We start from the raw sequence: 23,477 nt of genomic DNA on the forward strand, positions 1-23,477 counted from the left end.
AAATTAAAAAGGGCTGTCTAACAGCCCTTTTTAATTTTGTTAAACGATAGCTAAATTAGCTCATCGTCTTGTGCGGCAATTTTCACTTGTTCTTTTAAAAATTGAGCCGCTTTTGAATATTCAATCTCTAACTTATCTCTTAAATCAATTAGCTCATCACTTGTTAGTTCATCAGCCTTACATTTATCTTCAAATGACGTTGCTAAATCGGCCACCATTTGCGCACCGATTGTCTTTGATATTGACTTTAACTGGTGACAGCCTTCAATTATTTCATTTAAGTCACTTACCATAACACCCGAATTAATAGATTTAATTAAACTTTGGCTTTGTTCTAAATACATTTTGAAAAAACGCATTTGTTTAGCTTTATCACCGTTTACATATTTAGCAACGGCATCCATATCAACAGGTAAAGCGGTATTTTGATGAATAACAACATTTTTACCGTTGTTTTGTTTATCGCTCCAGCGTTTTAAAGTACTTTCTAATGCATTCAATTCAATGGGTTTAGTGATGAAATCATTAATACCTACTGCTAAACAGCGCTCTTTCTCACCTTTTAAAGCATTGGCCGTGACGGCTACAATATAAGGTTGGGCATCGATTGCTTCTAGTAACTCAGCTTCACCTCGGATTTTTTCAACCATGTCGTAGCCAGACATTTTAGGCATATGTAAATCAGTTAAAATAAGTGAGTAATTGCCTTTACGCCACATATTAAGGCCTTCTACGCCATCATTGGCAACTTCTACTCCGTAACCCAATATGTGTAACTGGTCGGTTAATACCTGTTGATTTAAGAGGTTATCTTCAACAAGTAGTATTAGTTTGTTAGCTTTGCGGGCTTGCTCAACATTTAAATAGTTGTTAAGCGTTTTAGTTTTCTTAATCTGTTTTGGTTGGTGCAGGCCAGCGGCAACAAGTATTGAAAGCATAAAGTTAGATTTACATAATGGAGCTGCATTAATATAAAAAATATTTTTATGATTTATGGCTGCTTCATCTAGTTTGCTCAGCACTACCACTTGTTGGTTATTATCTTCCAAAGAATAAAGCAAACGTCTTAAAAGTGCGTTAATTTTATCCATATTGTCGATACCGTCGACGACCCAAATTATATCCGGATCATATTGATGCTCTTCAATTTCCTGCTCATTATACACATTCGTTATTTTAGCACCCATAAATGATAAATAACGATACATTACTTTTTGACGCTCAAGGTGATTACTCACAACAACAATATGTTTAGCGTTTAATGCTCCTTTGTGATCATATTTTATTTTCCCCGAAGTGCTAAATGGGAGCTCAACAGTGAATTCACTACCAATGCCAATATGGCTGTTTACGTGTATGGTTCCAAGCATTAGCTCTGTTAAGCTTTTACAAATAGATAAGCCTAAACCGGTACCGCCATATTCTCTTGTGATTGAGTTTTCTGCTTGAATAAATGGATTGAATATTTCTCGCAATTGAGCTTGCGTCATCCCTTTACCGTTATCGGTTACACAAAAACGTAAAGTGAAGTGATCGGCTGTATTATGTGCAACTTCAACTGAAATTTTCACATGGCCCTGCGTTTTTTCATCCGTACTAGTAAATTTAATTGCATTACTACATAAGTTATAGAGTACTTGGCGTACTCTAATAGTATCACCTATAAGGTTTATCGGAATGTCTGGGGCAATAGATAGCTCTAAATCAAGCTCACGTTTTTTTGCCACGGAGGAGAGCACTCGAGCAACTTCTTCAATAGTATCAGTCACTGAAAATGGGATTGGGTCTATATTGAGTTTACCAGCTTCAATTTTTGAGAAATCTAAAATGTCGTCCAATATACTTAGTAGAGAAAATGCAGACTCACGAATAATGGTACTCAGACGATGCTGAGCGCCATCAAGCTCTGTTTGACGAAGTAAATCAATAGTACCTATAACACCATTCATCGGTGTTCTGATTTCGTGACTCATAGTCGCTAAAAAAGTTGTTTTAGTTTCACTTGCTCGTTCGGCCTTTAACGTTGCTTGTTCAAGGGCCAGTGTGCGGTTGTGCACTTCTGTTTCTAAGCTGTTTTGAAGCTTTTGTAGCTCTTTTTGGGCTGTGTCGTTATTTGTCATTGCCGTTTGTACTTTTTGCAGCAACAGATTAATATTTTGCGCAACAACATTTAAACCTATTTCAAGTTGTTCACTTACATTACTATCGTAATTACCGTTCTCAGCGATGGCTTGAAGCTCTTCGGTTAGCAAACCAGTGCTTGCACGTAAGCGATTGTTTATATAAGCATTAAACATTAATGCAAATATAAACAGTGCTATAACACTGGCAATAGCGATTAGATAGGTAACAACTTGGGAGTTCTGCATGGTAAGTAAAAGGTTGGATTGCTTTTGCTTAATTATAAGCTCTCCAATAGGTTGGTCGTTTAACATTAGTAAGTGATGTAAAACACCATCGTCAATTAGGTGCTCATTTAGTTTAATAGAAGCGATTGCTGGTTTGGTACTGCTATATACTAATTCTGTTTGTGAAGTGGAGTTAAAGCGATACAAAGTGTAATGAAAGTCATTATTTAATAATGAGGTTAAATCGAGTAACTGCCTTACTTTACCTTGGCCATACATAGTTAAAGCATCGACCAAAGGTAAATCAAGCCTAGTTGCGAGATCTGCAATATTTATAGACGGCTCTATTTTTTCAGAATGAGTTTGATTTTGTGAGTAAAGTGAATAGGCAACAATAGCAAGCGATGTCACTACTATATTAATGATTAAAAAAAGAGGTAGTAAGCCCTTTACCGGCGAAGAATATTTACTCTGCATTGATTGTTCCCGTTGGTATATTTTACTACGATAAGTCCTTATCGTATTTATCTGAGTAATCGTAACACCTAAAAAAAATAATTCACTACGTTTTTAGTCTGGTTTCAGTGTATTTATATGCTACATCAACTTTTGTTGTAGGAAAAATAAACATTATTAATAAAAAACGTACGGGGTTGGCTGAAAACCGTGCAAACGGTTATAAAGGATAAAAAAAAAGTTGACTTGTAAGGGCAAAACTCGTTTAATACGCCGCACGCCCAGATAGCTCAGTCGGTAGAGATGAGTGGGAATTGAATTAAAAATCATTTAAGGTTTTTAATTAGCACTGTTTAAGTGCCTCGATAGCTCAGTTGGTAGAGCAGAGGATTGAAAATCCTCGTGTCCCTGGTTCGATTCCGGGTCGAGGCACCATTTATTAAAGTAGTGGTGTTTAATCAACAGTTTAAACATTATTACGCGTGCCTTAGCACACAGTTTTGTGTGCCGACTTAGCTCAGCTGGTAGAGCAACTGACTTGTAATCAGTAGGTCAACCGTTCGACTCGGTTAGTCGGCACCATTTATAAAGCTAAAAGTTAAATAATTATTTTACTTTTAGCTAGCACAGTTTATGTGCCTCGATAGCTCAGTCGGTAGAGCAGAGGATTGAAAATCCTCGTGTCCGTGGTTCGATTCCGCGTCGAGGCACCATTTACTTTAAGTTCTCAATCTTTAAAATTGAACGTGCCTTAGCACACAGTTTTGTGTGCCGACTTAGCTCAGCTGGTAGAGCAACTGACTTGTAATCAGTAGGTCAACCGTTCGACTCGGTTAGTCGGCACCATTTATTTACTAAACTAGTTTAGTAAAAAGTTAACTTAGAAAATTTAGTTAACTAGCACAGTTTATGTGCCTCGATAGCTCAGTCGGTAGAGCAGAGGATTGAAAATCCTCGTGTCCGTGGTTCGATTCCGCGTCGAGGCACCATTTATTGAAAAGCCTTGCTCATGCAAGGTTTTTTTATTTTAAGTGCTTTATAAAAGTTCTCAATCTTTAAAATTGAACGTGCCTTAGCACACAGTTTTGTGTGCCGACTTAGCTCAGCTGGTAGAGCAACTGACTTGTAATCAGTAGGTCAACCGTTCGACTCGGTTAGTCGGCACCATTTATTTTAGGTAATTTAAAGCAACTAACTTGTAATCAGTAGTCTGTTCAAGTTACCCGTCGACTCGGTTAGTCGGCACCATTTATTTTAGGTAATTTAAAGCAACTAACTTGTAATCAGTAGTCTGTTCAAGTTACCCGTCGACTCGGTTAGTCGGCACCATTTATTTAGGTAACTTAAAGTAACTGACTTGTAATCAGTAGTCTGTATAAGTTACCCGCTCGACTTTGTTAGTCGGCACCATTTATTTAAAAGCCTCGCTTATAGCGGGGCTTTTTTTTTGTATATTTAATCTCTTAAACACATTACAAAAAATTAATTTTTTATTGTTAAAAATTGCTGATCATTTGCTCATTTTTACCGTATAACTGGCTATTATGTTAGTTCATCGCTAGCTATGTAATGTTATGTAAAGTAGGTTGAGCAAAATTTGCCAAAGTGCTTGAATTAACCTCATAAATAGCAGTAATTTAGGTTTAATTATGATTTGGCAATGCAAGCCAACCCTATTGGCAATTAGTGTGATGCTGCTTAGCGGCTGTGCGAGTGATTTGAACTCGTCGCAGCGCATGCAAGCGCCTAATAATATGCCTCAGCAATGGCAGCAAGAAGCATCAAGCTCAGCATTAAAAGTACAAGAGCAATGGCTTACACAATTACAAAATCCTACGCTTAACAAATTTGTACAACAAGCACTTAAAAATAACCAACAGCTTTTGCAAACGAGTTATGATGTTGAAATTCAAAAGCAGCAACTTATAGTCTCGGGCGCTGCACTTTGGCCAAGCCTCGATTTATCAACACGTACAAGCCGTAGTAAAGACAACCGCCCTGTAAGTTACGACAACGCAAGCTCCGTAAGTTTAAATTTAACTTACGAGGTTGATTTATGGGGTAAGCTTTCTGACGCTAAGCGCGAAGCTAATCTTAACTATTTAGCGCAACAGGCACGATTTGAGCAAGCTAAACAGCAACTCGTTGCTGATGTAGTAACAGGCTGGTTCGATGTGGTTACGGCGCAGCAATTACTGGATTTATTTAAGCGTCGTGAAGCCAATGCACAACAAAATCTCGATATTATTGAGTCTGGCTATCGCCAAGGTATAAACGAAGCGCTCGATGTATATTTAGCGCGTAATGAGCTTAATAATGAACGCTCTCGCATTGCCACTCAAACAGCGAGTTTATCGGCATCAGCACGTGTACTTGAGCGTTTACTTGGTGAATACCCAAAAGGTGCCATTACTGCTAGTAGTGACTTACCTGTTATTAATACCGATATTCCTCTAGGATTACCTTCTGAGCTTATAACGCGAAAACCTACTCTACGTGCAAGTTGGTATGAGCTTTTAGCAGCCGACGCATCATTGGCATATGCGCATAAACAACGCTTTCCAAGTTTAGATTTAACAGCTTCATTAAGTGATAGTACAGACCGAGTAAGCGACTTGTTTTCTCCATCAAGCCTTGCATGGTCTTTATTAGGTAGTATTTCAGCGCCACTTTTTGAAGGAGGGCGCTTAAAAGCCAACGAAGAAATAGCGCGTCTTAATACTCAAAAGCAAGAGCAGCTTTATTTACAAACGCTTTATGACGCGTTTGGCGATGTTGAAAATGCAATTTCGCAGCAGCAGTCCCTCAAAGCTCAATATACAAGCACATTAGAGGCACAAGAAAACGCACTTGCTGCAGAGCAATTGTCGTTTGAGCAGTATCAAAGTGGCTTGGTGACTTATACAACTGTGCTTGATGCCCAAGACCGTTCTTTTGACGCGCAAAGCTCCTTAATCGATATTAAAAACCAATTAATAGCCAATAGAATTAACTTACACATTGCCCTTGGTGGTGATTTTGCAAAGCCCTCAAGTGAACTAAAGAGCAATAACGATGAAAACTAAAACAGCAAAAATTATTATTCCAGCGGTGGTTATAGTTGCCACTATTTTAATTGTTATGTTTATTAAAAATAACACGCCTGAGGCTAAACGCTTTGGGACACCTCCTAAGGCATCAATAAGTGTGGCTGCGCTTGAGCTAAAACCACAAAATTATCAAGTGATGATAGACAGCTACGGTACTGTAAAACCACGTACACAAAGCTTGTTAGTGGCTCAGGCATCTGGACAAATAATTGAAGTAAGTGATGACTTTAGAGAAGGCGGTTTTTTTGAAAAAGGCGATGTACTTTTAAAACTAGACGACAGAGATCATCAAGCTGAAGTTAAATCTGCTCAAGCCAATTTATTAACCGCAGAGCAAGGTTTGCTAGAAGAGAAGGCGCGTGGGCAACAAGCTATTACCGATTGGAAGCGCCTTGGCGGCTCAAATCAGGCAAGCAGTTTAGTACTACGTGAGCCACAACTAGCAGCCGCTGAAGCTGAGGTTTTATCGGCGCAGGCAGCACTTGAAAAAGCGATGCTTGATTTAGAGCGCACTAAAGTAACGGCGCCATATGCGGGGCGTATACTCAGCCGTAGTGTTGATTTAGGGCAAGTGGTTACTAACAACACACAGCTAGCCACCATTTACGCAATCGATAGCGTTGAGATTCGCCTACCAATTAAAAATAAAGATCTCCCATTTGTAAATTTACCAGAGCAGTATCGCGATGGTGCTAAAAACCAAGCGGGTTCAATTGTTAAATTTACTTCTGACTTAGTAGGTGAGCAAACGTGGCAAGGTCAATTAGCACGCACAGAAGGTGCTATAGATGAAGGAGCACAGCAGCTTTATGTAGTTGCTAAAATTAATGACCCGTATAAAGCAACAGCAAATAACCAGTACCCAATAAAAATTGGGCAGTATATAAAAGCGCAAATTACCGGCAGAACAGTATCTAACGCACTTATAATTCCTAACAGTACAATTTATCAAGGAACGTACGTTTACATTGTTGAAGGTGGCGTACTTAAGCGTAAAGACATCACACTAGCTTGGCAAAATGCGACTCAGGCGATGATAAAAACCGGTTTAAACGCAAATGACAAGCTTGTTATTACTCCACTTGGTCAAGTAAGTTCAGGAACTCAAGTAAGTATTTTAGGTGAACAAAGTGCAGATCAACCTAAAAGCCGTGGAGCGAATGGGCAAGGTAAAGGAAAGCGCCCTACAGCTGAGCAACTTGAACAAAAAGCAAAAGAGCTTGGTATTAGTGTTGAAGAGTTAAAAAAACGCCGTCCAGCAAAGCAAGGAGATAAGCCATGATAGCTTGGTTTGCCAAAAACCATGTTGCAGCTAACTTATTGCTAGTAACGTTGCTGCTGTCGGGGCTTTTTAGCCTATCAAGCAAAATACCGCTTGAAGTATTCCCTTCATTCGAAACCGACATGATAAGCGTGAACGTAAGTTTGCGTGGCTCAACACCAGAGGATGTAGAGCAAGGCGTAACAATTCGTATAGAAGAAGCCGTACAAGATTTAGAAGGTATTAAGCAAATATTTAGCCGCTCTTCTGAAGGTTCTGGCTCTGTAACAATAGAGGTTGAAACGGGCTACGACCCGCGTGAGCTTTTAGCCGATATTAAAAGTCGTGTAGACGCAATTAACACTTTTCCAGCCGATGCTGAAAAGCCAATAGTCGCGCTTGCTGAGCGAATTCGCGAAGTTATCGCGGTTACCGTATCGAGTGACTACGGCGAAAAAGAAACCCGCGAATATGCAGAAACAGTACGCGATCAAATTCTACGTTTGCCTAATGTAACACAGGTAGAGCTAAGTGGCGTTCGTGATTACGAAATTGCCATTGAAGTAAGCCAAGACGTTCTTCGCCAGTACGATTTAAGCCTTGCACAAATATCGAGTGCCATTGCTAATTCAAGCTCTGATATTTCTGCTGGTAACTTAAAAACTGAAGGTGGGGACGTACTTATAAGCTCTAAAGGGCAAGCATATCGTAAAGATGAATTTGCCAATATTGTTGTTAAAAACCAAGCTGACGGCACTATTATTCGTTTAGGCGATATTGCAATAATTAAAGACGATTTTGAAGAAACACCAGTACGTACTCGCTTTAATGGTAAGCAAGCTGCATTTATCGACGTATATCGAATTGGTCCACAAAGTGCGATTACAGTTGCTGACGATGTTAAAAACTATATAAAAGAGCAACAAAGCTTCCTTCCACAAGGGTTTGAACTAAGTTACTGGGATGATGATTCGGAGCTGGTTAAAAGTCGAATTGCCACACTAACGACCAATGCCCTACAAGGCGGTATTTTAGTACTGGCTTTACTTACTTTGTTTTTACGCCCTGCAATTGCATTTTGGGTATTTATTGGTATTCCGGTTTCGTTTATGGGCGCGTTTTTAGCGATGCCTATTTTTGGCGTAACCCTTAATATTATGAGCTTATTTGGCTTTATATTGGTACTGGGGATTGTTGTTGATGACGCCATAGTTACCGGTGAAAACGTCTACACCCATTTAAAAACAGCTACGTCGGGCGAGCAGGCCGCAATTTTAGGTACTCAAGAAGTAGCAACACCAGTAACATTTGGTGTGTTGACTACCGTCGCTGCCTTTTTACCTTTGGCCTTTATTGAAGGGGCGCGTGGTGCCTTGTTTGCACAAATACCGGTAGTGGTTATTCCGGTATTATTGTTTTCATTGATTGAATCTAAATTTGTACTACCAGCACATTTAAAATATATAAAACTACGCCACGAAAAAGGCGAACCTTCAAAGTTTGATGTTATTCAACAGCGTTTTGCAGATGGATTTGAAAACGCGATTTTAAAATACTATCAACCCACTTTAAATTTAGCACTGCGCCATAAATTGGCTTCGGTAAGTTTGTTTGTTGGTGTGTTTATAATAATTTTAACCATGATCACTAGCGGTTGGACTAAGTTTGTATTTTTCCCGCGTATACCAAGCGAAACAGTCCGCGTTAACTTAACACTACCAACAGGTACGCCGTTTGAAGTCACTAATAAATACGTAATTGATATGTCGCAAAAGGCGCAGCAATTACAAGAAAAATACCGCGACCCAGATACGGGGGAAAGCGTTATTTTAAATATATTAGCCACAACAGGTGGGCGCGGTGGTGTATCTAATTCAGGTTCTGTACGCTTTGAAATTACACCGGCTGAAAAGCGTGAATCAGACATAGGATCAAGAGAGCTTGCCAGCGAATGGCGCGATTTAATTGGTGTCATTCCAGGCGCCGAAAGTTTAACGTTTAGAGCTGAAATTGGCCGAAGTTCTGACCCAATTGATGTTCAGCTTAGCGGGACTTCGTTGACTATTTTACAAGACGTGGCTGATCACATTAAAACCCGTTTATCGACCTACCCAACGGTGTTTGATATTGCCGATAGCATGTCTGATGGTAAAGAAGAGTTACAAATAGAGCTCACGCAGCAAGGCTTAGCGCTGGGTTTAAATAGAGTCAATGTTGCAGGGCAAGTGCGTAACTCGTTCTTTGGCTCGCAAGTACAGCGTATTCAGCGCGGACGTGATGATGTTCGTGTAATGGTACGCTTGCCTATTGAAGAGCGTCGCTCTGTAGCCGATTTACAAAATATACTTATAAATACACCAGCTGGTGGCTCGGTGCCGTTATCGCATGTTGCAACTCTTACCGCAGGGCAAAGTCCATCAACCATTAACCGAATAGACCGCTACCGTACTTTAAATGTAACAGCGGATATTGAAAAAAATAACACCAACATGACCATACTTCAGGCTGACCTAACGGAGTATTTAGATGGATTAATGCAGCAATATCCTGGAGTAGATTATAAACTAGAAGGTGAGGCTAAAGAGCAGCGAGAGTCGTTTGGCTCATTGGCTTGGGCACTTGTGTTTGTATTTTTCATAATTTATGCGCTATTAGCAATACCGCTTAAATCTTACTTACAGCCAATTATAGTAATGAGTGTAATTCCATTTGGCATGATAGGTGCTGTAGTCGGGCATTGGATTATGGGCATGGATTTAACCATTATGAGCTTGCTTGGTATGCTCGCTTTAACTGGGGTGGTAGTAAATGACTCCCTTGTACTAGTTGATTTTATCAATAAAAAGCGCAGTGAAGGCGGCAAATTACTAGATGCGGTTAAAATTGCAGGTGCATCGCGTTTTCGCCCTGTAATGCTAACTAGTTTAACGACCTTTATTGGCTTAATGCCGTTATTATTTGAAAAAGCGACTCAGGCGCAGTTTTTAATACCAATGGCGGTGAGCTTAGGGTTTGGGATTATTTTTGCGACCTTTATTACTTTATTGTTAGTACCAATAAACTACATGCTAATGGAGCGTTTTCAAGGTTGGTTTAAATAACTTCACTCTTAAATACGTGATTATTAAAGCTGTAGGTAAGTAATTACCTGCGGCTTTTTTTATAAGCTAAAAAGTAATATTAGACAATTGAAGATAAGTGAATAAAAAATTTAGATAAATATAAGAGTAAACAGGAAGGTTAATTTTTTTGATAAAGCCTTTTAAAGGCGAGGGTTTGCAAAAAAGGTGTTCCCCAAGATACGGTACCCGGTTTCAGTCCTGAAACCAGAAGGTTTCAGGGCGGAAATCTGCGGTTTACCGTAGGCTTCTCGGTACATGCCGAGCTTGCACAATAGTAGACGAACAGAAATCCTGGTATAAAATTTATCGGCTCAGGGACTTAACCAAGCTCCGGTACCCCAGGGAACAATTTAAGTATATAAGACATAATCCAATCCTTAAACCCCAAACGTAAAAAATTAAACCGTTCGCTTAGTTTTCCCGCACCTTTAACTCGCCATTTACTTTATCGCATGGTTTTTGAGCTTGATCATACAATTAATTGGAGTTGCTTTTTATCGAGTGGTAGCATTGCCTTAACTTGCAAAGCGAAGATTCGATTATGAACGATTTACCCGATTACGAAAAAGCTCAACTGCTTTTAGAAAAAAACGAAATATTTGTATCACCTGCTGAAGCGCATGGTGTAATTAGTGGTTTACTTGCGTGTGGTTTAACCATTGACGACAAAGAATACTTAGGCCTTTTAAGCGATGTGTTTAACGATGGTGAATCGTTTAGTAACGATTTAAAGCAGTTTTTTGGCACTATTTATAAGCAAGTAGTTGCGAGCTTTAATGATGATGAATTTCAGTTTGATTTATTTTTACCAAGCGACGATGAAACACTCATCGATCAGGCTAATGGTCTCGTATCATGGGTAGCAGGCTTTATGCTTGGTTTTGGCTTAAAGCAAAAAGATTACGGTAAACTATCGAGCGATGTTAAAGAAGTTATTACTGACTTTAGCGAAATCACTCGCTTAGATACCACTTTTGAAGAAACCGAAGAAGACAGCCAAGCGCTGCACGAAGTGATTGAATATGTGCGCGTATCAGCACTACTTTGTTTTGCAGAGCTTGGTAAAGAGCAAAACACGCAAAGTACTAAAAAAACACTTCATTAGTTTAAAAAGTTAAACGGGTTGGTTAATAATGGTTGAAGTACAAAAGTCAGAATTTAAAGCACGCCGCGAGCGTTTACTTGCGCAAATGGATAAAAATAGCGTTGCTATTATCCCTGCTGCGAGCGAAGTGACGCGCAGCCGCGATACCGAATATGCATTTAGACAAGATAGCGACTTTTTCTATTTAACAGGCTTTAACGAACCCGACGCTGTACTTGTACTATGTAACAACAGCGATGCACCGAGTACTTTATTTTGCTTAGATAAAGACAAGCTTGCCGAAATTTGGCATGGCCGCAGGGTTGGCTTTGATAAAGCTAAAAGTGACTACTTGTTTGATGAAGCTTACCCGCTAAGTGAATTAAACGATAAGCTACTCGATATACTAAATGAAAAAGATGCGATTTATTTTGCACAAGGTGCTTATCCTTCATTTGATACTAAAGTGTTTTCGTTACTAGGTACACTTCGAAGTGGCTCACGAAAAGGCCTTAAAGCACCGAGTACTTTAAAAGAAATACGCGGCCTTATTCATGAAATGCGTTTGTTTAAATCGCCAAGCGAGATAGATGTTATGCGAGAAGGCTGTGAAATTAGTGCGCGAGGGCACATGCGCGCTATGCGTTTTTCACACCCCGGAGCTACTGAATTTCAGCTAGAGGCTGAGCTACATCATCATTATGCCATGAATGGTGCGCCGCACCCGGCGTACGGCACAATTGTTGGTAGTGGCGACAACGCCAATATTTTACATTACACGCAAAATAGCGACGTATTAAAAAATGGCGACCTGGTACTTATAGACTCCGGTTGCGAGCTACAAGGTTACGCCGCCGATATCACCCGTACTTTTCCAGTAAATGGACAATTTAGCGAAGAGCAAGCCGCGCTTTATAATATTGTTCTTAAAGCGCAAGAAGTTGCTTTTGATGAAGTAAAACCCGGCGGGTTTATGTCGCACGCTAATAAACGTGCAATGGAAGTAATGACCCAAGGTTTACTTGATTTAGGTATTTTAACCGGCGACTTTGATGAGCTAATGGCAAAAGGGGCATGTAAAGAATATTACATGCACGGGCTTGGACATTGGCTTGGTTTAGATGTACATGATGTTGGCGATTACAAAGTAAATAACGTTGAGCGTGCATTTGAGCCCGGTATGGTACTCACCATAGAGCCTGGGCTTTATATAAGCGAAGACTCAAGCGCACCGCAAAAATACAAAGGCATTGGTATTCGTATCGAAGATAACTTGCTAGTTACCGAAACCGGCCATGAAAACTTGACCCTAAGCGTACCTAAAAAAATTAGCGATATAGAAGCACTTATGCAAAGTGCTAAAAACGTATAAAGCTCGGAGAGTAAAGTGGCTAAGCAGTTTGATGTAGTTATTATTGGCGGTGGTTTAGCAGGAGCAAGCTGCGCATTAAGTGTGGCTAAAACTAATCCCGCGTTAAATATTGCCGTTGTAGAAGCTAATCAAGTAACCGGCGACTACCACCCAAGCTTTGACGACAGAAGTATTGCACTTGCTCAGCAATCGGTAGAGTATTTACAAAGCCTCAATTTATTTGAGCAAAATGCCCCTTACACCGCAGCAATCAAAAAAGTGAGCGTGTCTGATAGAGGCCACTTTGGCAAAGCGCACATTAATTGCGACGAATTTGCTAAGCCCTCACTTGGTTACGTAGTAGAAGTAAATCCATTTGGCCGAGCGCTTCACCTGCGTTTAACGCAGTCAAATATTACGCTTTTGTGCCCCGATAGCGTAACTGCCATTGAGCAAACTCTGCATAGCAATACACTCACCCTACAAAGCGGCGAGCAATTAAACGCAGCGCTATTGGTTATTGCTGATGGCGCACAATCACCAACACGTAGTTTACTTGGGCTTGGTTTTAATACCCAGCCTTATGAACAAGGCGCTATTATTGCTAATGTAGAAGTGGCTGGTGGGCATAATAATCATGCCTTTGAGCGCTTTACACAAAACGGGCCTATGGCGTTATTACCCATGAGCAATAACCGTTATTCGTTAGTATGGTGTATGCGTCAAGAGCAGGTTGAACAGCACATGGCACTTAATGAACAAGACTTTATAAGTGCACTGCAAAGCGCGTTTGGTTATCGCGGTGGGCAATTTACTAAAGTAGGCATGCGCACGAGTTACCCGCTCGTTTACGGGCAAGTTGAGTCTTTAATTGCGCACCGTACAGTGGTTATTGGTAATGCTGCACATGCTATTCATCCTATTGCAGGGCAAGGTTTTAATTTAGGCCTTCGCGACGTGCAAGTACTTAGTAATTTAATAACAAACAGCCAACACGATTTAGGCAGCTATGCGTTTACACGTGAATATTCAAAAAAGCGCTGTGATGATATAAAAATCGTAATGAGTTTAACCGATGCACTTGTTAGGCTTTTTTCAAACTCATCGCGAGTGCTCGCATTGGGGCGCAGTATTGGGTTGTTTTCGATGGATTTATTTCCCGCATTAAAAGCGCCATTAGCCAAACAGTTAATGGGGCAAGTTAAACAAGGTAGGCGTTTATGAAGCAAGCACAGGTTTGTATTGTAGGTGGTGGCTGCGTAGGGTTGACACTGGCACTTGGATTGGCAAAAGCCGATATAAGCGTCGTTGTACTCGACGGAGCACCAACACAAGCGTTGCCAACTGACGAATATGGTTTGCGCGTAAGTGCGCTAAGCATTGCAAGTCAAACCTTGCTTGAGCAGTTAAATGTATGGCCCGAAATTATCGCACAGCGAGCGTGCGCTTATACACATATGGATGTACGTGATGCCGACAGTTTTGGCAAAATAGCGTTTGATAACGAACAACTTGAGCTTGAACATTTAGGCCATATTGTTGAAAACGACATTATCCGCTACGCGCTTATAAAAGAGCTAGAGCAACAAAGCAGTGCAACACTAATGTTTGATACGCAGTATCAGCAAATACATCAAAGCGAATCTGATGTATTTATAACGCTTAAAAGCGGCGAGCCAATTATTGCAAAACTGCTGGTGGCGGCTGATGGTGCAAATTCAGCTATACGTAAACAATTTAATATGGCGCTGAGCTTTAAAGATTACGGCCATCATGCGCTAGTTGCGACTGTTAAAACTAAAGAGCCGCACGCAAATACCGCACGCCAAGTGTTTTTACCAACCGGGCCACTGGCATTTTTGCCTCTGAGCGATGCAAATACGCATTCAATAGTATGGTCTACAAGCCCAAACCACTGCGATGAGCTGCTTGCAATGGACGACAGCAGCTTTAATAAAGCCGTTATGGCTGCAATAGATGGTCAATGCGGTTTGTGTGAAGTGCAAAGTAAGCGCGTGGCTTTCCCACTTAAAATGCGCTACGCTCAGCAATGGGTTTCAGGCAAAGTGGTACTCATTGGCGATGCTGCACATACAATCCATCCACTTGCAGGGCTTGGTATGAACCTAGGCCTAAAAGATGCGGCTTATTTAATTGAGCTTTTAACAAGTGATAGCAAGGAGTTTGCAAGCACGCGCACACTTCGCGATTACGAACGTACCCGTAAGCTCGACGCACAAAAACACATAGCCATGATGCAAGGGCTAAAAGAGTTATTTGAAGGGGCTAATCCGTTTAAAAAGCTTATTCGCGGAGTAGGGTTGTCGCTAGTTGATAACCTAGGGCCAATAAAACACTTGTTCGCCAAAGAAGCGATAGGAAAGTAAAAACATCGACAATAAGTTTTGTAAAGAACGATGCTTAATTTAAGAGCGCCTTTTTTAATGTTTATATTGAGTTAAATTAAGTGCTTCTTATTTTTTGAAATTCATCCAAACTAAACACTTGAATTCAAGACGATTAATTACAAAACCTCGAATTTTATAAGCGCCAAGTTAAACATATCGCTGGAAATTTAACCTCAAAAAATAAACATGCCTTATACCAATCCGCAATAATACTTAATCAATTTGAGGGATTAAATCTGACACTAACTGTGTTAAAATTTTCTGATATAGAACAACTAATTTGCCTTATAATCGACAAGGTTTTCTTGCCCCAAAATAGACCACTTAATTAATCGAGTTGGTATTATTGATAACTATAAAAATAATGAACTGCGCTTAAAGTTAACTTAAAAAGCAAAAAAGAGGATTTAATGGCAAATTTAATAGAACTAACAACTAAAAATAACACAGCTATACTCACCATGAATACCGCTGAAAACCGTCATAATCCAGCGTTTTTGGCTGAGTTTAATTTACACCTAGACCACATTGAAGCAGATCAAAATATTAAGTCAGTTATTTTAACGTCTTCGAGTGATAAAAATTGGTCATTGGGTATCGACCTTCAATGGATGTCTAATCCAAGTATTTTACCTGCAGCAATTTCTGACTTTATGGTGCAAATAGGCGATTTATTTAAACGCATCGTTACTTTTCCTATGCCTATTATTGCTGTGTTAAACGGGCATACCTATGGTAATGGTGCTGTACTTGCGTGTGCGTGCGACTTTAGATTTATGAAATCAGACAAAGGCTTTTTTTGTTTTCCTGAAGTGGATGTTATGGTGCCGTTTGTTCCGTCGATGTTTCCTATAATTAATAAAGCAATTTCGCAAACATTCTTTAATCGTCTAGCTATGTCAGGAGAGCGGGTTGGTGCAGAGCAGCTGCTAGAGAACAAAGTAGTTGAAGCTGTGTTTGCAAATAATGACGAACTACAAGCGGGTGCACTTGAGTTTGCCCAGCAGTTTAATAAAAACCGTTGGATTTACGCTCAAAATAAAACACAAATGAATAAGCAGATTTTACTTACGATGAAAGAAGAAGACCCAAGCTTTATTGATAATATAAGTAAACTGCTGTGGAAAAACCTACAAAAAAAATAGTATAAGTCTTAGTATTGTTACTAGATGACTAAATGCTTTGCAGTTAAGGGATCGTTAAGCTCCATTGCGCTAGATTTTTCAACTATACACCAAGGTAAACAGTAAGGTAAAAGTGCTTTCTTAAAAGTTTAATAGCTTTTACCTGTCTCATTATAACTATATGGGTTAAAATACCTACATAACCAACTAACAAGATAGTGAATGTCAAACCAAGATCCAAATCTCAGTCGAGAACAAGAAAAGTACGAAAACCCAGTCCCTAGTCGTGAGTTTATACTTACTCACCTTCAAGAGCGTTCAAAGCCTGCTAACTACGCGCAATTATGTGAAGAACTAGCAGTAAACGATGACGAACGCCAAATAGCATTTAAACGCCGCCTTCGCGCTATGGAGCGTGACGGACAGCTGTATTTCAATAAATTTAAATGCTACGCCCTAATTGACGAAGCCGGTTTAACCAAAGGCAAAGTAATAGGCCACAGAGACGGTTTCGGCTTTTTAGAAGTTGAAGGCGAGAGTAAAGATTGGTTCATTGCTAAGCACCAAATGAATATGGTGTTACATGGCGACATTGTACTAGCTAAAGGCACTAAACGTGGTTCTGGCTCAAAATGCGATGCACGTATTATAAAAGTGCTTACTAACGAGCGCGCGCCAATTGTTGGCCGTTACTTTGTTGAGCACGGTGTTGCTGTGGTAGTCGCTGAAGACCCGCGCATAACGCAAGATATAATGATTTTACCAGGCAACGAAAACGGTGCCCGCCATAACCAAATGGTGCAGGTTAAAATTACGCAAAATCCAAGCCGTAACATGAACGCGGTAGGTAAAGTTATAGATGTACTTGGTGAGCATTTAGCCCCAGGTATGGAAATTGAAGTTGCACTGCGCAATCACGATATTCCACATGTATGGCCAGAAGAAGTTGAAGCACAAGTTGCTCACCTAGGTGAATTTGTTGAAGAAGCTGACAAACAAGGTCGCGTAGATTTACGTGATTTACCACTTGTAACTATTGATGGCGAAGATGCACGCGACTTTGATGACGCCGTATACTGTGAACCTAAAAAATCAGGTGGCTGGCGCTTATGGGTTGCCATTGCCGATGTATCGCATTACGTAGGAATGAACACGCCGCTTAACAAAGAAGCAATTTTGCGTGGTAACTCAGTGTATTTTCCTGAGCAAGTAATTCCGATGCTACCAAAAGTGCTTTCTAACGGATTATGTTCGCTTAATCCAAAAGTAGATCGCTTATGTATGGTTGCCGAAATGACCGTATCGAGCGCGGGTAAACTTTCGGGTTATAAGTTTTACGAAGCCGTGATGAACTCGCATGCACGTTTAACTTACACCAAAGTAAATGCCATTTTACAAAACGACGAAAAACTACGCGAAGAATACTCAGCCGTTGTGCCACATTTAACTGATTTACAGCAAATGTACATGGCACTTAAAGCAGCACGCCAAGACCGTGGTGCCATTGAGTTTGAAACCCTAGAAACACGTTTTGTATTTAACGCTCAACGTAAAATAGAATCAATAGTGCCTGTTATTCGTAACGACGCGCACAAACTCATTGAAGAATGTATGATTTTAGCCAACGTATCGGCGGCTAAAATTCTTGAAAAGCATGAAGCGAGTGCGCTTTATCGTGTGCATGACGAACCAGACCAAGAAAAACTAGGTAACTTTACTAAGTTTTTAGGCGAGTTAGGTATTGAAAGTACATTAAGCGACGAGCCAACACCAAAAGAAATAACGCAAGTATTAGCGCGACTAGGTGACCGCCCAGAAGCTGAACTTATTCAAACTATGTTACTGCGTTCAATGAAACAAGCTGTATATCAGCCAGATAACATTGGTCACTTTGGTTTAGCGTTATCGGCTTACGCGCATTTTACATCGCCAATACGTCGTTACCCAGATTTAGTCGTGCATCGTGCTATTAAAGCAGTAATAAAAGCACAAGGTCAGCAAACGTCTGGCGAATATGCTTATACAGACGACGAAGTTGATCAACTAGGTGAGCAGTGTTCTACAACAGAGCGCCGCGCCGATGATGCAACTCGCGAAGTAGCCGACTGGCTTAAATGTGAGTTTATGCAAGATCACGTAGGTGACGAGTTTAACGGTGTTATTTCATCGGTCACTAACTTTGGCTTGTTTATTCGTTTAGATGATTTACAAATTGATGGGCTTATTCACGTTACTAATTTAGGCGATGAGTTTTTTGCACATGATGCTGCAAAACACACCCTAATAGGTGAGCACTCGCATACTGTTTATCGCCTTGGCGATAAAGTAACAGTTAAAGTTGCATCGGTTAGTTTAGACGATCGCCGTATAAACTTAACGCTTAAAGGCGATGTTGCACAAGACAGATACTCACGTCGTCGTGCACCTAAAAAAGGCTCAGGCAAATCTGAGCATGCGCCAGCAAGTGTGCGTTCGCAATTAAAAGCAGGCAAAGTACCGGGTAAAAAGTCGCACAGCGATGACAAACCAAAAGGTAAAAAAAAGCCAGCAAATAAAGATAAAGGCAAGCCTGCAAATAAGTCTGCAACAAAACCTGCAGATAAAAAAGCAGCAGACACTGCCGTAAAGAAAAAACCGAAGAAAAAGGCCGTTAAAAAGCCTAAAAGAGCAGGCAAAAATGCCCGTAAACGTACTAGCCCAGGAGCAGACAATACGTGAGTAATGAATTAATTTTTGGCTTTCATTCTGTTGAAGCAATTTTAGAAAGCGAACCAGAGCGCTTTGTAGAAATTTATGCCCTTAAAGGTCGTGACGACAAACGCTCAACTCCGATTATTGATGAAGCACGTAAATTTGGTATTTCAGTACAGTTTATGCAGCGCAAAGCCCTTGATAGCAAATCAAAAGGTGAGCAGCATCAAGGTATTATTGCTAACGTAAAAGCAGCGCCAACGTTTAACGAAAAAGATCTTGATGCGATAATCGCTCGTGAAGACACACCGTTTTTACTGGTGCTTGATGGTATTACCGATCCGCATAACTTAGGCGCATGCCTGCGTAGTGCAGACGCTGCTGGTGTTCACGCTATCATTGTACCTAAAGATCGCTCTGCAAAGCTTAACGGCACAGCGCGTAAAGTAGCTTGTGGCGCAGCCGAAACAGTACCGCTTATTCAAGTGACTAACCTCGCGCGTACGCTTCGCGAAATTAAAGATGCAGGCGTATGGGTTGTAGGCACTGCTGGCGAAACTGATAACCACGTATTTGATGCAAGCTTAACAGGCCCAATGGCTATTGTTATGGGTGCAGAGGGCGAGGGCATGCGACGCTTAACGCGTGAGCATTGCGATATGCTTGTTAAAATTCCAATGGCAGGTACAGTTTCAAGCTTAAACGTATCGGTAGCCACGGGTATTTGTTTGTTTGAAGTTTTACGCCAACGTAACGCAAATAACTAATACCTAATAAATAATACCTAATTAAAATTAAGTATTAAAAAAGCCGAGATTGAAATTCAATCTCGGCTTTTTTGTGTCTGTAATTTACGCTTTAACTTTACACCAATTGATGCTCTATTATAGCGATAGGAAAATAGCTCTATAGTAATACCAAGCTGCATAAATCTTTGATCAATTTAACGAATTAAATTGCACTATAACGTCGTTAAAAATTTTTTATTTAGAACAACTAGATACAAAAATTATTGCCTAGTTCTAGTGTAATTTTCTTAACGTTAAATAGACCTCATATATAAGCAGATTGGTATAAGGCAAAAATAACAAAATATAGTGTTCTTATATGAGTTACTTTTAACGTAGCTAGTGAACTATTTCTCCTATACAAAGCGCAGGTAAACGGTTTAATAACAAGGTAATAGTTTAGATGTGTAGTGCTTTTACATAAAAAATTATTAACGCTGTTAGTGAACCGTTTAACCAGCTTTTAATTTAGAATGAGTAAGTGTAGCCCATCTGTACAGTACGCGGCTTACCTGGCTGAATGCCACCGTTTGAACGGTTAGCAACGTATGTTTTATCAAACAAGTTATCAACGCTTAGGTATACTTTTTGATTTTCATCGATTAAGTATTTAGCGGCTAAATCCCATACTACGCGGCTATCAATTGCGTTTAAGCCCGACTCAGTTAAGTTAGCATGCGCATCAGATACGTAACGTATTTGGCTGTTAACTACAAACGCAGAAAACTCTGCACCTAACGATAACGCTACTTGGTTTTCTGGTACGTAAGGCATTGCATCGCCTTTTTCTACCGCGCCCCAAATTTCTGAATCAAAATCGTTTTTAAACTCAGAGTCTGTGTAGGTGTATGTTAATTTAACTGGGAACATAGCTGTATCAGTTGCAAACGTACGTGCTGCACTAAATTCAAAGCCTGCTACTTCTACTTCACCGTAGTTGTATTGGTCGCCAATGTTGTCGTCGCTACAACCAACCGCTGCAGTACAGTTACCGTGCATGTTGTCGTAGTCAGAATAAAAGGCAATTATTTCACCACTAAAGCTATCCATGTTGAAGCGAGAGCCAAACTCAATGTTTACGCTTTCTTCTTCTTCTTGGTCTGCATTACCAGGTGCTGCTGGCGCATAACCTTTTTGAATGCCCGCAAGTAGCGTTACGTTTTCGTTAAGCGTGTAAGTAGCACCTAACGACGGAACTAAAATTTCGGTATCGTTCGACACATCTTTAGTTAAACCGTTGCTGCGCGTTGGATCTGATTTAGACCACTCTTCACGCGTAATAGTAATGTCTTCATAACGAAGACCAGCACTTATTACTAATGCATCAATTGTCCACTCGTCTTGAATAAACAAGGTGCTTGCTTCGGCACTATCTACGCGGTTGCTATCAGAGCCCGGAACGCCTTGCTCTGTAAGCGTTAAGCTTAGGTCTTGATTAAGTGTGTATTTGTCTTCCCACTGAAAACGATCCATTTCGTCTTCGTGGTAACGCACACCAACAGTGATGTAATGATCGCCTGCCGGAATATGTAATTCAGACTGAATCCCCTTAGCTTGGTAATCGCGATTATTAGCTTTAACAGCAATACCTTCAATGCCTTCGCTTGTCGGGTTTGCTTCAAATTCGCTGTATTGCTCAAGGTAGCTTTCGCTTACTTTGCTGGCTTTGTACCAGTTGCGATGAAAATCGTTTAAGTAAGCGGTTGCTAAAAACTCATAGCCATCACCAAAACGGTACGCGTAGTTAAGTTGATATGCGTTGTGGCGCGTATTCATTTCATCGTTTTGCGATGCAGCATAACGACGGTAAGGACTCTGTTTATAATCTTCGTCAGTTAAGCCCATGTATGTTTCGTCTGATGTTTCGTCAGAGTACTTAATTTTTAGCTCAAGATTATGCGCATCGTTTTGACCAAACGTGTGGCCAAACTTTAATAGTAAATCTGTTTTTTCAAAACCGGTGTTGTCATTACCTACTGGCAGCTCTTTAAAGCCATCTGCGCCGTAAGTAAATACTTCAATTAAACCTGCTGTGTTATTTTTTTCTTTACCAAAGTAAGCGTGGCCTTTGTAGTAACCGTCGCTACCAAGGGCTGCATCTACCATACCTTTTGAGCTATTTGGCTCAGTGGGTAAGCTGCGAGAAAGTAAGTTTAAAACACCACCCGTAGTACGCGGGCCGTACTTAACTGAGGCTGCGCCTTTTAATACTTCAATAGATTCCATACGACCCATAGTAGGGAAGTAGTAAGCAGAAGGTGCCGAATATGGCGCTGGTGCAACTAACACACCGTCTTCCATTACTGATATTTTATCGTTACGGCCAGTACCTGTACCGCGCATACCAATATTAGGACGAAGGCCGTAGCCATCTTCTTCTTGCACGTAAACGCCTGGAACAGATGCTAAAACGCGAGAAATATCGGTAAACTGGAATTTTTGAAGCTCTTCTTCAGAAATAAACGTAGCCGAACCAGGAATATCGTTAATTGCCTGCTGAGAGCCAATAACGGTAATTTGTTCAAAGCGTTGTTCTTTATTGCTGGTGTCTTTTGCTATTGCAGTAGCGCTAAAAGACAAAGCAACCGCAGTTGCTAGGGTAGATACTAAAAATTTAGGGTTCATTGTGTTCCTAATTATGTCAATTATCCAAATTGGCGTAATTGGAACACGTTAACGAATACGAATCAATGTTATTAACTATTTAATGATTCAGTTTTTTAGAACTAAAAACACCTACTTATGCAACTTAGTTAACTAAATTATTTCTTTTGTAGCAGTTTGTAATTACTTAACTAGTTATAAAGTTTGAACTAGGTATATTTACTTTTAAGCGCTTTATATTAACTAGTTTAGATGTGATTATCGTTAATTCATTTTATTTTTCAATTGGTTATGTTTATTGGTGTTAGCCTAAACGTAGTGCGATAAACTCAGCAAGTTTATCTACTGCATTTTCCGACTCGCCCGAACTTTTAACCAAACTAATACCAATATTACCAAGAGCAGGTAAATGCTTGGTTTGAACTTGATAGTTAAGTTCACTCGGTACTGTGCTTTTAGCAAGTACCGTAATACCTAAGCCTTCTTTTAACGCGGCAATAAGACCGGTTAAATCGGCGTTGCTATAGACAATTCGGTATTTTATACCTGCACTTTTTAATGCATCAGTAGCACGGCGACGATAAATACACCCCTCTGGTGCGGTAACTAGCGTAACCACGTCGTTTTGTGCAAGTGATAAATCGCCTACCCATACGAGTTTGTCTTGCATAAAAATAGGGAATTTTTCAGAGCTGAGACGCTCATTTAGCGCCAGCACTAAATCAAACTGATCTTGCCTTGAGGCCGAAAGCAAATGTTTACTTAAACGCGATTTAACTTCTAACGACACCTCTGGGTAGAGTGCCACAAAGTCGCCAATAATTGAGGGTAAAATACGCGCCGCAAATTCGCTCGGAATACCTAAGCGCACTTTACCTGCAATGTTTTCTGAGGTGAACTGCTGCAAAATAGCATCGTTGTGTTGCATCATCTGTTTTGCCATAGGCAGTAATAGCTCGCCGTACTGGTTTAATACTTGGCGCTGTCCTTGTTTTTTAAATAGTTTATAGCCAAGCACATCTTCTAAACGTTTTATTTGTAGGCTTACCGCAGGTTGCGATAGGCCAAGTAAGTCGCCTGCTTTAGCAAAACCACTTACTTCAACTACCATTACAAAGGTGCGTAAACTGTCGGTTGATATGTTTTTCATA

General features: G+C 40.3%; 13 protein-coding genes, 6 tRNA genes and 1 other RNA gene. 16 read left to right on the forward strand and 4 right to left on the reverse strand.

Translation table 11 applies throughout. The features are described 5' to 3' along the window. Positions 1–50 precede the first annotated feature (50 nt). Entirely contained in the window at positions 51–2,825 is a 2,775-nt protein-coding gene (locus D172_RS03675; RefSeq protein ID WP_007378388.1) for a hybrid sensor histidine kinase/response regulator, read from the reverse strand. Positions 2,826–3,163: 338 nt separating this feature from the next. On the opposite strand from D172_RS03675, the gene D172_RS03680 reads away from it, so the two are divergent. The 9 genes from D172_RS03680 to D172_RS03720 all read left to right on the forward strand — a co-directional run bounded on the left by D172_RS03680 (position 3,164) and on the right by D172_RS03720 (position 10,255). Further along, positions 3,164–3,239, forward strand: a tRNA-Phe gene (locus D172_RS03680). A 71-nt stretch (positions 3,240–3,310) separates the two neighbouring features. After that, positions 3,311–3,386: transfer RNA gene (locus D172_RS03685), tRNA-Thr, on the forward strand. Between the two features lie 55 nt (positions 3,387–3,441). After that, a tRNA-Phe gene (locus tag D172_RS03690) sits at positions 3,442–3,517 on the forward strand. Between the two features lie 57 nt (positions 3,518–3,574). Then, positions 3,575–3,650, forward strand: a tRNA-Thr gene (locus D172_RS03695). A 67-nt stretch (positions 3,651–3,717) separates the two neighbouring features. Then, a tRNA-Phe gene (locus D172_RS03700) sits at positions 3,718–3,793 on the forward strand. A gap of 102 nt (positions 3,794–3,895) precedes the next feature. After that, a tRNA-Thr gene (locus tag D172_RS03705) sits at positions 3,896–3,971 on the forward strand. Positions 3,972–4,453: 482 nt separating this feature from the next. Beyond that, positions 4,454–5,869 (forward strand): TolC family protein, encoded by a 1,416-nt coding sequence (locus D172_RS03710; RefSeq protein WP_033023821.1) that lies wholly within the window; start codon positions 4,454–4,456, stop codon positions 5,867–5,869. Further along, the gene (locus tag D172_RS03715) at positions 5,859–7,175 is read left to right on the forward strand and encodes an efflux RND transporter periplasmic adaptor subunit (protein WP_007378385.1); all 1,317 of its coding nucleotides are present in this window, start codon (positions 5,859–5,861) and stop codon (positions 7,173–7,175) included. The genes D172_RS03710 and D172_RS03715 overlap by 11 nt, the downstream gene beginning before the upstream one ends. Further along, positions 7,172–10,255, forward strand: coding sequence for an efflux RND transporter permease subunit (locus D172_RS03720; RefSeq protein WP_007378384.1), 3,084 nt, complete (start codon positions 7,172–7,174; stop codon positions 10,253–10,255). Before D172_RS03715 ends, D172_RS03720 begins: the two co-directional genes overlap by 4 nt. A gap of 186 nt (positions 10,256–10,441) precedes the next feature. On the opposite strand, the gene ssrS is transcribed toward D172_RS03720, so the two are convergent. Then, positions 10,442–10,624, reverse strand: a non-coding RNA gene (gene ssrS / locus D172_RS21175) — 6S RNA. A 193-nt stretch (positions 10,625–10,817) separates the two neighbouring features. On the opposite strand from ssrS, the gene D172_RS03725 reads away from it, so the two are divergent. The 7 genes from D172_RS03725 to rlmB all read left to right on the forward strand — a co-directional run bounded on the left by D172_RS03725 (position 10,818) and on the right by rlmB (position 19,701). Further along, positions 10,818–11,381 carry a UPF0149 family protein gene (locus tag D172_RS03725; protein ID WP_007378383.1) on the forward strand — a complete coding sequence of 188 codons (564 nt, stop codon included), beginning with the start codon at positions 10,818–10,820 and terminating at the stop codon, positions 11,379–11,381. 28 nt (positions 11,382–11,409) lie between these two features. After that, positions 11,410–12,732: a Xaa-Pro aminopeptidase gene (gene pepP, locus D172_RS03730; protein WP_007378382.1), complete on the forward strand. Its 1,323-nt coding sequence runs from the start codon at positions 11,410–11,412 to the stop codon at positions 12,730–12,732. A gap of 15 nt (positions 12,733–12,747) precedes the next feature. Then, positions 12,748–13,935, forward strand: coding sequence for a 2-octaprenyl-6-methoxyphenyl hydroxylase (ubiH, locus tag D172_RS03735; protein ID WP_007378381.1), 1,188 nt, complete (start codon positions 12,748–12,750; stop codon positions 13,933–13,935). After that, entirely contained in the window at positions 13,932–15,098 is a 1,167-nt protein-coding gene (locus D172_RS03740; protein WP_007378380.1) for an FAD-dependent monooxygenase, read from the forward strand. The genes ubiH and D172_RS03740 overlap by 4 nt, the downstream gene beginning before the upstream one ends. A gap of 431 nt (positions 15,099–15,529) precedes the next feature. Next, positions 15,530–16,264, forward strand: a complete 735-nt coding sequence (locus D172_RS03745; RefSeq protein WP_007378379.1) for an enoyl-CoA hydratase/isomerase family protein — start codon at positions 15,530–15,532, stop codon at positions 16,262–16,264. Between the two features lie 201 nt (positions 16,265–16,465). Then, positions 16,466–18,961, forward strand: coding sequence for a ribonuclease R (gene rnr, locus D172_RS03750; protein ID WP_007378378.1), 2,496 nt, complete (start codon positions 16,466–16,468; stop codon positions 18,959–18,961). After that, positions 18,958–19,701 carry a 23S rRNA (guanosine(2251)-2'-O)-methyltransferase RlmB gene (gene rlmB, locus D172_RS03755; protein ID WP_007378377.1) on the forward strand — a complete coding sequence of 248 codons (744 nt, stop codon included), beginning with the start codon at positions 18,958–18,960 and terminating at the stop codon, positions 19,699–19,701. The genes rnr and rlmB overlap by 4 nt, the downstream gene beginning before the upstream one ends. A 489-nt stretch (positions 19,702–20,190) precedes the next feature. On the opposite strand, the gene D172_RS03760 is transcribed toward rlmB, so the two are convergent. Beyond that, positions 20,191–22,347: a TonB-dependent receptor family protein gene (locus D172_RS03760; protein WP_007378852.1), complete on the reverse strand. Its 2,157-nt coding sequence runs from the start codon at positions 22,345–22,347 to the stop codon at positions 20,191–20,193. A gap of 283 nt (positions 22,348–22,630) precedes the next feature. Beyond that, complete coding sequence (locus D172_RS03765; protein WP_007378851.1) at positions 22,631–23,476, reverse strand: LysR family transcriptional regulator; 846 nt, start codon at positions 23,474–23,476, stop codon at positions 22,631–22,633. Position 23,477 lies beyond the last annotated feature (1 nt).

Source organism: Pseudoalteromonas sp. Bsw20308 (assembly GCF_000310105.2).
In the GTDB taxonomy this organism is placed as follows: domain Bacteria; phylum Pseudomonadota; class Gammaproteobacteria; order Enterobacterales; family Alteromonadaceae; genus Pseudoalteromonas; species Pseudoalteromonas fuliginea.